Origin of the sequence: Natronospira sp., assembly GCF_007134575.1 — a bacterium.
In the GTDB taxonomy this organism is placed as follows: domain Bacteria; phylum Pseudomonadota; class Gammaproteobacteria; order Natronospirales; family Natronospiraceae; genus Natronospira; species Natronospira elongata.
The window spans coordinates 1-11,965 of the sequence record NZ_SLKM01000254.1 but is presented as its reverse complement, the minus strand read 5'-3'; the positions used below and the strand labels follow the sequence as shown (position 1 = coordinate 11,965).

The window sequence follows — 11,965 nt, the reverse complement described above, 5'->3', positions numbered from 1 at the left end:
TGCAGGACTCTGCGTTGTTGGTGGCGGGGGTATTTCGACCGGCTTAGAGCTGTCTAGGACCCTTCGACGTCGGTGACGGGTGGCTTCCCGGCTTCGGTCCTGGTGGGCTTGCTCAGGAACGCCGTTAATACATCCCTGTAGGCTTTGTGGGCGACCGGAAGGCTGCGCAATCCTGCTCCGCCTCCCGGTCCAGCCCGCACATCCCTGTGCGGGCGTTCGGCAAGCTGCGATGGTCCACTGGACCATCGGTCTTGCCTCACCCTGCCTCACACAGCCCTGAGCAAGGCCACCGGGAAAGGAACCTACCTTGGGTGGCGGTCACCTGGGCCGTGCTAGTGGAGGGGTTGGTTCAGTCTTATGCCTTGGTGCTAGCCGGAGGCTTTTGATCGCGAATAAATTCGCTCCTACGGTGCCATTAGCGTATGCCGAAGCCGCCGTAGGAGCGGATTTATCCGCGATTTCCCCGGCCAAACCGAAGGCAATCGGCCCATCAAATTGAATACGCCATCAGCAAGCACGGCCCAGGTGACCCCCACCCAAGGTAGGCCTGTCGCCACCTAGGCCTGAACGCCCCTCGTCACCGTCATCGAAGGGACCTAAACAGCCCGAAGCCAACTTGCGTCCGGATAAACGCTGTGTTTTTATGCAGTACTCATAAGCCGGGTACTGTCCCATGCCCTACGCCGAACTCCATTGCCTGAGCAATTTCAGCTTCCTGCGCGGGGCCTCCCATCCCGATGAGCTGGTGGCCCGGGCCGCCGGGCTGGGCTATCGCGCCCTGGCCATCACCGACGAGTGCTCGGTGGCCGGCGCCGTCCAGGCGCACCTGGCCGCCATCCGCCATGGCCTGCCCCTGGTGCATGGCAGCGAATTCAAGCTCGAGGACGGCCTGCGCTTCGTCGCCCTGGTCAGCGATCGGGCCGCCTGGGCCCGGCTTTGTGCCCTGATTACCACCGGTCGTCGGGCGGCGGAAAAGGGCGGCTACAAGCTGAGTCGGGCCGATGTGGCCGACAATGGCCTAGCCGGTTGTCTCATCCTCTGGCTGCCGGGGAAGACAGCCGACGAGCAGGCGCTGCAGTGGCTACAGGGGCACTTTGCCGGCCGGCTCTGGATCGCTGTGGAACTGCTGGCCGAGGGCGATGACGACCGGCGGCGGGAAGCCCTCATGGCCCTGGGAGAACGCCAGGGTATTCCCTGTGTGGCCACCGGTGACGTGCACATGCATGCGCGGGGTCGTCGGGCCCTGCAGGATACCCTGACCGCCCTGCGCCATCGTGTGCCCCTGAGCGAGGCCGGCCTGCGCCTGTTTCCCAATGGCGAGCGTCATCTGCGGCCACTTGCCGCCCTCGAAAGCCTTTACCCCCGGCAGTTGCGGGAAGAAAGCCTGCGCATCGCCCGGCGCTGTACTTTCAGTCTCGCCGAGCTGCGCTACGAGTATCCGGCTGAGCTGGTCCCGCCCGGCGAGACCCCGATCAGCCACCTGCGCCGCCTGACTCTGGAGGGCATGCGCCGGCGCTGGCCGGACGGGGTGGCTTTTCGCATTCGGCGCCAGATTGTCCGCGAACTGGCCCTGATCCGGGAAATGGCCTACGAACCCTTTTTCCTCACCGTGCACGATGTGGTCGCCTTCGCCCGCGGTCGCGGCATTCTTTGCCAGGGGCGGGGCTCGGCGGCCAATTCCGTGGTCTGCTTCTGTCTTGGCATCACCGAGGTCGATCCCGCCCGCATGAATGTGTTGTTCGAGCGTTTCATCTCCAAAGAGCGGGGCGAGCCGCCGGATATCGATGTGGATTTCGAGCACGAGCGGCGGGAGGAGGTGATCCAGTATATCTACCAGAAATACGGCCGGGCCCGGGCCGCGCTGGCCGCCACCGTGATCCGCTATCGGCCCCGCTCGGCCGTTCGCGATGCGGGCCGCGCCCTGGGGCTGGACTCGGCGCGCCTGGACCGACTTGCCGGTGCCTTCCAGTGGTGGGACGGCCAGCGGGATCAGCGGGCACGGCTGCTGGAAGCCGGTGAGGATCCGGACAACCCCGTCATTCATCGCCTGATGGTGTTGGCCAACAGCCTGCTGGGTTTTCCCCGCCACCTGTCCCAGCATGTGGGCGGCTTTGTCATCTCCGAGGGCCCGCTGCATGAACTGGTGCCGGCGGAGAATGCCACCATGGCTGACCGCACCGTGATCCAGTGGGACAAGGACGACCTGGAGGCCCTCGGCCTGCTCAAGGTGGATGTCCTCGCCCTGGGCATGCTCACCGCCATTCGCCGCTGCTTTGATCTGGTGGCGGACTGGCGGGGCAAGCGCTGGAGCCTGGCCGGCATCCCCGCCGAGGATCCGGCCGTCTACGATATGCTCTGCCGGGCCGATACCGTGGGCGTGTTCCAGATCGAGTCCCGCGCCCAGATGGCCATGCTCCCCCGGCTCAGACCCCGGACCTTCTATGATCTGGTGATCGAGGTGGCCATTGTCCGCCCCGGTCCCATCCAGGGCGATATGGTCCATCCCTACCTGGCCCGTCGGGCCGGGCGGGAGGTGGTGGACTATCCCAGCGAGGAAGTGCGTGGGGTACTCGAGCGTACCCTGGGGGTGCCCATCTTCCAGGAGCAGGTCATGCAGCTGGCCATTGTCGCCGCCGGCTTCACTCCCGGCGAGGCCGATCAGCTGCGCCGCGCCATGGCCGCCTGGAAGAAGCGCGGCGGGCTGGGCCATTTCGAGGACCGTCTGATCGCCGGCATGCGCGAGCGGGGTTACAGCGAAGACTATGCCCACCGGGTCTTTCGCCAGATTCAGGGCTTCGGTGAGTACGGTTTCCCCGAGTCCCACTCCGCCAGTTTTGCCTTGCTGGTCTATGTCTCGGCCTGGCTCAAATGCCATGAGCCGGCCGCCTTCACCGCCGCACTGCTCAACAGCCAGCCCATGGGTTTCTATGCCCCCGCCCAGTTGGTCCGGGACGCCCGTGAGCACGGGGTGGAGGTGCGCGCGGTGGATATTCTGCATAGCCAGTGGGAATGCACCCTGGAAGTCGGCCACCAAGGCGAGCCAGCCATCCGCCTGGGCTTCAACCAGGTCAAGGGCCTGGCCCGGGAGGCGGCCGAGCGGGTGGTGGCCGTGGTACAGCAGGGCGGGTGCGGTCTCTCGCGCCTGGACCAGTTCCTGCAGCGGGCCGGCCTGGACCGGCGCGCGGTGGATGCCCTGGCCGATGCCGGGGCCCTGGCAAGCCTTGCCGGGCATCGTCACCGCGCCCGCTGGCAGGCGGCGGGGGTGGAGGCGCCCACGCCCCTGTTCGGCGAGGCCGCCATGGCCGAGGCCGAGCCCATGCTGCGTCCGCCCCGGGAGGGGGAGGACATCGCCGCCGATTACGGCCGCCTGGGCCTGAGCCTGGGCCGCCATCCCCTGGCCCTGTTGCGGGAGCGACTCGCCAAAGCCGATATCCTGCCTGCCGAGGCCCTGTGGCGGCAGGCCCCGGAGAGTCCGGTGGTCACCGCCGGCCTGGTCATCAACCGCCAGCGTCCCGGCAGTGCGGCGGGCGTGACCTTCATGACCCTGGAAGACGAAACCGGGGTGATCAATTTGATCTGCTGGCGCAAGCTGGCCGAGCGTTATCGCCAGGTCGTGCTCCAGTCCCGCCTGCTGGTGGTGGTGGGCACGGTACAGCGGGAAGAGGGCGTTCAGCATGTGATTGCCCATCACCTGGAAGACTGGAGCCATTTGCTCGGCCGGCTCGTGACCCGTTCCCGGGATTTTCGCTGACCCCCCAAATGAGGGATTGATAGCCGACTTGCCAGGCCTGAAGCTCAATCCCTCCCCTAAGCAAGATATATTTCGCCAGAAGCTGGAGAGCCACATGATTGAGAAGCTTGCGAAAGTAATGCTGGTGCTGGCGGGCATCAGCCTGATGTCGGCCTGCGGGCACCTTGAGGACCGTCTTGACGAAGCCCGCGATGATGCCGTGGACCGGGCCGGGCAGGAGAGCCGCCAAGCGGCGGCGGAGCGGGCCGAGCGAGAGGTTCGCGACACGATGGAGCGTCCGGAACGCGAGGCAGAGCGGGCCCGATCGGAAGCCGAACACGAGGCGGGTGCGCCGCAGCGGGAGCTGGATGCCCGTGAGCGTGCCGCGCGGCAGGAGCTGGATGACGCCGAATACCAGGCCCGTGCCCCTGAACGGGAGCTGGCCGCCATTGAGCGGGATGCCCGCCATGCCGTCGGCACCCCGGAACGGGAAATGGCTGCTGCCGAGCGCAAGGCCGAGCGGGCCCTGATGCACCCCCAGGACCGCATCGATGCCGTGGAATCCGAGCTCGAAGTGCGTCAGCGGGAGCTGGAGCGGGCAGCCAATGCCCCCGAAGAAGAGCGTCGCCAGATTGAGGCCGAGATTGATGCCCTGGAACGGGAGCGCCAGGAAGCGGAAACGGAACTGGAGCGCCAGACCGGGCAGGACAGCTAAGGTGGCGTTTGGTGGCGTAGCAGAGAGAGCTGCTGCGCCACCACCATCCAGCCCCAAAGAAGCCGCCGGCTCATGCTAGAATCCCCACGATCCAAAGGGGAGTCCTGACGTGGGTATCGATCCCGTTATCCTGTTCTTTATCCTGGGTGTCGTGGCCGGCGCGGTGAAAGCCGACCTGCATCTTCCCAAAGCCGTCTATGAGCTGCTCACTGTTCTGCTCTTGCTGTCCATTGGCCTCAAGGGTGGCGTGGAGCTGGCGGACAGTGATCTGCTCCGCATCCTGCCCAGCCTGGGCGTGATCGCCCTCAAGGGTGTCGTTCTCGGCCTGATTGCCTTCGGCCTGTTACGCCTTTCCCGCAAGCTCCCTCGTGCCGATGCGGCCTCCATCGCCGCGCATTACGGTTCGGTCAGTGTGGGTACCTTCGCCGTGGCCATGGCCTATCTGGAGCACCAGGGCATTCCCTTTGAGGGCCATGCCGCCGCCTGGGTGGTGGTATTGGAAATTCCGGCCATTCTTCTGGGTGTGCTTCTGGTCCGGGGCCTGCGTCCCAGTATAGGCTGGGCCGGTCTGAGCCGGGAGGTCTTTCTCGGCAAGGGGGTGGTCCTGCTGCTGGGTGGCTTGCTGATCGGCCTGCTCGCCGGGCCGGTCGCCGTGGAGCCACTTGAGCCCCTATTCTTCGACGCCTTCCGGGGTGTGCTGGCGCTCTTCCTGCTGGAGATGGGCCTGGTGGCCGCCAGCCGGGCCGGGGGCCTGCGTGAACACGGCCTCTTCATTGCCTTTTTCGGTATTGCCTTTCCCTTGATCGGGGCGGTGGTGGGGGGTCTTGTGGCCTGGATGCTGGGTCTGAGTCTGGGCGGGGCGGTCCTGCTGGTTTCTCTCAGTGCCAGTGCCTCCTATATCGCGGCCCCGGCGGCCATGCGCCTGTCGGTCCCGGAGGCCAACCCCAGCCTCTCGCTGACCGCATCTCTGGCGCTGACTTTCCCTTTCAATGTGGTGATTGGCGTTCCTCTCTATCACCATACACTCGCTGCCATTTACCCCGTGACAGGAGGTTGATATGCACCGCAAGCTTTTGACGGTCATTACCGAGGAGGCATTGGAGCGCCCCCTGATCAAGATCATCAATGAAGCCGGTGCTCGGGGTTACACCGTTACCGAGGCCTGGGGTTCAGGGCGACGGGGTGCCAGGGCCGCAGGCATTGAGCAGGGCGCCAATATCCGCGTGGAAGTAATCTGCGAGGAAGACATGGCCTGGCAAATCGCCGAGATTCTGCACCAGCGTTATTTCAAGGATTTTGCCATGGTGCTTTATCTCTCGGATGTGCAGGTCATTCGCGGCGAGAAGTTCTAGCGTCTCTCTTCTTCGATTGGCGTGTTCCTTTTCGACATCGAATTGTTGTCGGCTTCGCTAGAGGTAGGTCCCTTCGATGTCGGTGACGGGTGGCGTTCCGGCCTAGGTGTCGACAGGCCTTTCCAAGAACGCCGTAGACCCATCCTTGGGGGCTCTGGGTTCGCCATCCTGGCTCACACAGTCTTGGAAAGACCAGTCGACACCTAGGCCTACCTTTGGTGGGGATCACCTGGGCTGTGCTTGCTGAGGTCGAATTCTGATATTCGAGCAGATTGCCTTCGATTCGGCCCGGTAAATCGCGGATAAATCCGCTCCTACGGCGACTTCGGCGTAAGCTATTGGCACCGTAGGAGCGAATTTATTCGCGATCAAAAGCCTCCGGATGGCACCAAAACATAAGACCGAACTTCAGTACTCGAAGCCCAGGTCCATATTGCGCTGACGATAGAGCCGCTGCATTCTATATTCTTCGCTTGAGTGAAATCGAATTCCAAAAAAGGGGTGGGAGTCATGGAATCTAGATCTGGAAGTCGCTTGGGTATAGGGATTTGGGGTGCGCTTTTTCTGCTGGTGGTGACCCCGCCATTGAGCGCTGCGGATATCGAGGGGGATTATCTCTGTCTTTCCTGTCTGGATGAGGCGTCGGCCAAGTTATTGGCCATTGCCAATATGGAGCGCGACCTCACTGCGCACCGAGAAGAATATTGTGAACCAGCCGGGGATGAGGGCGAAGTCGAGTTAAAGCCCGAGTCGCTGCCATCCGAATGCCGCAGCCTTGTTAAACATGCTACGTATGTAAATCCCGAAACCAGGGAGGTTTATGCCTTTGAGGTGGAATGGGGCGGGGTTTCCATGGATTCGATTACGGCAATTCCGCGTAGCCTGCCTGAGAGTGAATATGCCAGACATCAGAACAATATGGAGGCCCTTGAGCAGCATCGGAATATGTTAGTGGAGGTAGGTGAGTCCGTCTCTGAGTCCATTGCTACGGGGCAATTGGGTGCCTCCCGCACGGCCGCTAGATCGGATACTTGGTCAAGCGATGAGACGCCGAGTTCTTGTAACTCAAACAGTGACACGATCCTTGCCTTTCTGGCTGACCCGGAGCGACTGCAACAATTTCGGGAGGAGTTGGGCCGTCAGTTTCTGGACGCCTATCGATCAGCCGAGCAGGGGGAAAGGGGGCGTGTCAGTTTTCAGAGTCATGGCTGGCGTTCTGGTGTGATCCTGGACAGGCTGGTTGGCGAATATGAGATGGAATTGACGGGCGTTCGGAATGCGCCACATCTCAGCGTAGAGTTCGATTTGGTCGAGGGTCATGGGGGTGTGGAGTTGTCCGCTCGGCCTGATCGACTGGTTGTGGAGTATGCTCTCAGTACCGATGAGGATGGCAAGAGAATGGTAGAGTTCTCAATTCTGCCTCGATTCAGTCGAGTTCAGGGCTATGACTCTTACCTGAATGATGATGGTATCGGCTTTGATCGCATGAGTAGCTGTGAACGCTACCAAGTGGCGAGGATGTTGCTGAATCACGAGGTGTTCGTCGGTGATGACAAGATTGACGCTGCCGATCTGTATTTGGGTAGCGAGGAGAAGGGAAGCGGTGAAGGCTGTTATACCAGGCGGTCCGCAATCGTTAAAGCGGGTGGTGAAATGATTGCACGTCAGCGTATTCGATTGGTTACCGAGTGCCGGGATTGATCAGAGCTTCCTTGGGGTTTGGCGCCGATTGGTTTTGAGCGCGCTGGCGAAATCGCGAATGAATTCGCTCCTACGGAGCTTATAGCTTATGCCGGAGCCGCCGTAGGCGCGGATTCATCCGCGATTCCTCCGGAAGACGGCGTCACGGCTTGAAGATATACGCCTTAAGACGCGCCAATGTCCTTGTGGAATTTTTCGATCAGCGGCAGGACCTTGTCCGGGGCCTCGAAGTGGGGGGCGTGGCCCAGACGGCCGATGCGGATGCGTTCGTGTTCCGGCAGGGCCCTTTTGAAGGCCGGGTCGAGCTGGTGGCCGGCGATGGGGTCATCCGGGCCGGCGGCCAGTTGCAGGGGGCGCTCGGTGGCGCGGATGGCCTTGGTCCAGCGCTTGCCGTAGCGCATCAGCTCCTTGAGATAGCGGGCATGGGAGGCCCAGGTCCAGCGGCCCCCGTCGCGGCTGTAGAGGCGCCAGAGCTGGGAGACCTCCTTCGGCGTGGGCCTGCTATAGGGTCCGGACAGCTGATTGAGATATTCCCAGAACAGCTTGCGGTTGCCGGCCAGCGCCACGAGATAGCCAAACTGCGTCGCCAGCCAGCGTTCCGGCCGGGGCTGGCGGGCGAGTTCAGGGAAGAGTGGCGGGTTGAGCAGAAACAGGCTGGCGGGATCAATGCGCGGATCCCGGCCCTCGCTCAGGCGGCCATCCGCCCGGGCCATCAACTCCAGGGCGATGCTCGCGCCCATGCCCTGTCCGAGCAGGTGGAAGCGGGGGGCGTCCATCGCCGCCATGAGGGATTCGATGCGGTCGGTATGGGCCACCACCGAGTAGCGTTCGTCGCTCGGCTTGTCCGAATAACCGTGGCCCAGCAGGTCCGGGATGACCACGCGAAAGCCTCGCGCCAGGTCCGGCGCCAGTTTGTGCCAGCTCCAGGAAGCGCCGGCGACACCATGCAGGCAGAGCAGCACGGGGCCCTGACCCGATTCATGAACATGAATCCGGTGGCCGTTGATCTCGTAGACGGTGCTTTCCTCGTACCAACGTGCGGGTTTGACCATGGCGACAGGGCCCCGGGTTGCCGGAAAATCTCAGGGATAGAGGCGTTCCGTGCGCCATTGTTCCCCGTCCCGGAAGTAGCAGATACGGTCATGGAGGCGAAACTCGCCGTCATCCCAGAACTCGATCTCCTCCGGAACCACCCGGTAGCCGCCCCAGTGGGGCGGGCGCGGGATGGGATCGGAACCGAATTCCCGGTCCAGCTCTTCCACCCGCTTTTGCAGGGTTTCCCGGCTGTCCAGGGGGCGGCTCTGCTGGGAGGCCCAGGCGCCCAGCTGGCTGCCCCGCGGGCGGTTGGCGAAATAGGCGTCCGACTCCCGCTCGGGAAGTTTCTGCGCCTTGCCACCGACCCGTACCTGGCGCCGCAGCTTGTCCCACCAGAAGAGCAGGGCCACATGCGGATTGTCGTGGATATCACGGCCCTTGCGCGAGGTGTAGTTGCTGAAAAACACGAATCCGCGGGAATCCCAGTGCTTGAGCAGCACGATGCGACTGGAGGGGCGGCCCTGTGCATCGGCCGTGGCCAGGCTCATGCCCGTGGGCTCCAGCATGCCGGACTTGTCCTGGGCGTCGGCCCACCAGTGGCGAAAGAGTTCGAGGGGATCGCCGGGAAGCTTGGATTCAATGATTCCGGTCTGGCTCATCAACGGCTCCTGGTTTCTTGATTGTGGCCGGGCATCATGGATTCAAACCCAAAATTCTACCTTGATTGGCGTCAGGTTTGGGTGGCATTGCCGGATTGAAGCCGCTGCTTGCGGCTGCCGTTCCCGCCGGGCAGGGCCATGGCAAGCAGGGCGGAGAGGAGGATGAAGGCGGTGGCGGCTACCAGGCAGGCGATCAGACCCTGCTGCTGATAGACCAGCCCCGAGAGGACGGTGCCCACCAGGCGGCCGGCGGCGTTGGCCATGTAATAGAAGCCCACGTCCAGGGACACCCCGTCGGCACGGGCATGTTCCAGGATCAGCCAGGAGTGAAGCGAGGAGTTAAGGGCGAAGAGAAAGCCGAAGATCCCCAGGCCGATGATCAGGGTCTCGGCGGGGGACAGCCCCTGGGCGAGGCCCAAGGCGATCAGGGCCGGGGAGGCCGCGAGCAGAATGGCCCATAGCACCGCCGCCCGCTTGCCCCGCCTGGCACTGTCGTCGCCGGCAAGGCGCAGGAACCGGGGGGCCAGGGATTGGACGATGCCGTAGCCGATGACCCACAGGGCCATGAAACTGCCGATCTGGACATGGCTCCAGCCCAGCACGCCGTGGAGAAAAACCGGCAGGGCCACCACGAACCAGATGTCACGGGCGCCGAAGAGGAAAAAGCGTGCGGCGGAGAGGAAATTCACCGCCGGGCTCTTGGACAGCAGGCGGCTGAATGGCGTGGCCATTTTCGCCTGGCCCAGGCCGCGGCGCAGGAGCAACAGGCTGAGCAGCAGGAAGATCCCGATCCAGGCCGCCATGGCCAGCATCCCGGCGCGGAAACCGATCCAGGCCAGCAGGGCGCTGCCGATGAAAAAGCCCACACCCTTCAAGGCATTCTTGGAGCCGGTCAGGGCCGCCACCCACTTGAACAGCCGCCCGCTCTGGCCTTCCGGCACCAGCAGCTTGACACTGCTCTTGGCGCTCATCTTGTTGAGGTCCTTGGCAATGCCCGACAGGGCCTGGGCCAGCATCACGTAAACCACACCCAGCCAGGCCTCGGGCACGGTGAGCATCAGCAGGGCGACGATCTGCAGGAGCATGCCGGCGAACAGGGTGCGATGCAGACCGAAGCGGGCACCGATCCAGCCCCCCAGCAGGTTGGTGATGACCCCGAACAGTTCGTATAGCACGAACAGCATGGCCACTTCGAAGGCGGAGAAGCCAAGCTGATAAAAGTACAGCAGCACCATCATGCGCAGGGCGCCGTCGGTAAGGGTGAATGACCAATAGGCCATGGTCACCACCATGTACTGGCGAACGCCTTCCGGGAGCTGTTTGAGTTGATCCATCATCGGGCGTGGGCGATTCGCCGGGCCAGATCGAGCATGCGGCAGACATAGCCGGTTTCATTGTCGTACCAGGCCACCACCTTCAATTGGGTGTCATCCACCACCATGGTGGAAGCCGCGTCGACAATGGTCGACCGGCGGTCGCCGCGGTAATCACTGGAGACCAGCGGGCGTTCCTCGTAGCCGAGAATCCCGTTCAGGGGCCCTTGGGCGGCGGCCCGAAAGGCCTCATTGACCCGGTTTTCATCCACCGGGCTTTCCAGTTCGAAGACCGCATCGGTCAGAGAACTGTTGAGAATCGGTACCCGTACAGCCATGCCGTTGAGTCGGCCTTCCAATGCCGGGAAGATAGTGGTGATGGCCTTGGCCGAACCGGTGGTGGTAGGGATCAGGTTCTCCCCGGTGGCGCGGGCCCGGCGAAAATCCTTGTGGGCCGAGTCGATCACCTGCTGGGTATTGGTGGCATCGTGGATGGTGGTAATCACACCGTGGCGGATGCCGAACTGTTCCTGGACCACCTTGACCACCGGGGCGAGGCAGTTGGTGGTACAGGAGGCGGCCGAGACCACCGGGTCTCGCGCCGGGTCGAAGTCTCCATCATTAACGCCCACCACGATATTGGGTGGGCCGCCCTTGACCGGCGCGGAGACCACCACATGGCCCACCGCTTGCGACCAGGGGGCGAGGCTATCGTGTTCCCGGTACTGGCCGGAGCATTCCAGGGCAATGTCTGCCTGCGCACCGGCGGTGAGTTTGTTCAGGTCGGTCTCGGCGGTGAAGCGGATTCGATGCCGGTCAATGATCAGTTCGTCTCCATCGACTTCGACATCCCGGTCCCAGCGGCCGTGGATGGAGTCGAAGGCCAGCAGATGGGCGGCCATGGGGGCATCCATCGCCGGGTCATTGATGGCGGCAAAGTCCAGGTCCGGGTCGTCGAATCCGTGCCGCAGGCACAGGCGACCCATGCGGCCGAAGCCGTTGATGATGACTGAGCTCATTCTGCCTTCTCTTTTTCGTGATTTCCCGGTCCGCACTCACCCCGCAAGCCCCCCAGCAGGCTATCCGGGCAGGCGGCCGGATTGCCATTGCAGCAGTCTTCGAAGAGATAGGCCATGAGGGCGTTCATGGTCTCCAGCCGGGCCAGGTACAGACGGCTGCGACCCTCGCGCTGGTGCTGGAGGAGGCCAGCTCGTTCCAGGGTGGCCAGGTGAAAGGAGAGGGTGGCCGGGGCGATGTCCAGTGCCTGCCCGATCTCACCGGCCGCCACCCGGGCCGGGTATTGGCGTACCAGCCAGCGGAAAACGCTCAGGCGGCTGGGTTGGGCCAGGGCGGACAGGGCTTCGGTGGCGTCTGTTATTTTCATATTTCCAATAATATCGAAATGAATTGATGGAGGGCAAGCTGCGGGGGCAGGCGGGTGCGTCCCGGCCTTTCCAATG

General features: G+C 63.4%; 10 protein-coding genes. 5 read left to right on the top strand and 5 right to left on the bottom strand.

What is annotated here, in order from left to right; genetic code table 11:
- The first annotated feature begins 673 nt into the window (after positions 1 to 673).
- The 5 genes from ACJWXQ_RS10105 (at position 674) to ACJWXQ_RS10085 (ending at position 7,498) form a co-directional block, all read left to right on the top strand.
- The gene (locus ACJWXQ_RS10105; protein WP_406672750.1) at positions 674 to 3,751 is read left to right on the top strand and encodes an error-prone DNA polymerase; all 3,078 of its coding nucleotides are present in this window, start codon (positions 674 to 676) and stop codon (positions 3,749 to 3,751) included.
- A gap of 94 nt (positions 3,752 to 3,845) precedes the next feature.
- Positions 3,846 to 4,445 (top strand): hypothetical protein, encoded by a 600-nt coding sequence (locus tag ACJWXQ_RS10100; RefSeq protein ID WP_406672749.1) that lies wholly within the window; start codon positions 3,846 to 3,848, stop codon positions 4,443 to 4,445.
- Between the two features lie 109 nt (positions 4,446 to 4,554).
- Complete coding sequence (locus ACJWXQ_RS10095; RefSeq protein WP_346053290.1) at positions 4,555 to 5,502, top strand: sodium-dependent bicarbonate transport family permease; 948 nt, start codon at positions 4,555 to 4,557, stop codon at positions 5,500 to 5,502.
- A gap of 1 nt (position 5,503) precedes the next feature.
- Entirely contained in the window at positions 5,504 to 5,797 is a 294-nt protein-coding gene (locus tag ACJWXQ_RS10090; RefSeq protein ID WP_346053288.1) for a DUF3240 family protein, read from the top strand.
- Positions 5,798 to 6,307: 510 nt separating this feature from the next.
- Positions 6,308 to 7,498, top strand: a complete 1,191-nt coding sequence (locus tag ACJWXQ_RS10085; RefSeq protein WP_406672748.1) for a hypothetical protein — start codon at positions 6,308 to 6,310, stop codon at positions 7,496 to 7,498.
- 164 nt (positions 7,499 to 7,662) lie between these two features.
- Here the strand turns inward: ACJWXQ_RS10085 and ACJWXQ_RS10080 are convergent, their stop codons facing one another.
- The 5 genes from ACJWXQ_RS10080 to ACJWXQ_RS10060 form a co-directional block, all read right to left on the bottom strand.
- Positions 7,663 to 8,550, bottom strand: coding sequence for an alpha/beta hydrolase (locus tag ACJWXQ_RS10080; protein ID WP_346053284.1), 888 nt, complete (start codon positions 8,548 to 8,550; stop codon positions 7,663 to 7,665).
- Between the two features lie 30 nt (positions 8,551 to 8,580).
- The gene (pdxH, locus tag ACJWXQ_RS10075; protein WP_346053283.1) at positions 8,581 to 9,192 is read right to left on the bottom strand and encodes a pyridoxamine 5'-phosphate oxidase; all 612 of its coding nucleotides are present in this window, start codon (positions 9,190 to 9,192) and stop codon (positions 8,581 to 8,583) included.
- A gap of 71 nt (positions 9,193 to 9,263) precedes the next feature.
- Positions 9,264 to 10,526, bottom strand: coding sequence for an organoarsenical effux MFS transporter ArsJ (gene arsJ, locus ACJWXQ_RS10070; RefSeq protein ID WP_406672751.1), 1,263 nt, complete (start codon positions 10,524 to 10,526; stop codon positions 9,264 to 9,266).
- Positions 10,526 to 11,524 (bottom strand): ArsJ-associated glyceraldehyde-3-phosphate dehydrogenase, encoded by a 999-nt coding sequence (locus ACJWXQ_RS10065; RefSeq protein WP_346053280.1) that lies wholly within the window; start codon positions 11,522 to 11,524, stop codon positions 10,526 to 10,528. Before ACJWXQ_RS10065 ends, arsJ begins: the two co-directional genes overlap by 1 nt.
- Positions 11,521 to 11,889 carry an ArsR/SmtB family transcription factor gene (locus ACJWXQ_RS10060; RefSeq protein WP_406672747.1) on the bottom strand — a complete coding sequence of 123 codons (369 nt, stop codon included), beginning with the start codon at positions 11,887 to 11,889 and terminating at the stop codon, positions 11,521 to 11,523. The genes ACJWXQ_RS10065 and ACJWXQ_RS10060 overlap by 4 nt, the downstream gene beginning before the upstream one ends.
- Positions 11,890 to 11,965: the final 76 nt, after the last annotated feature.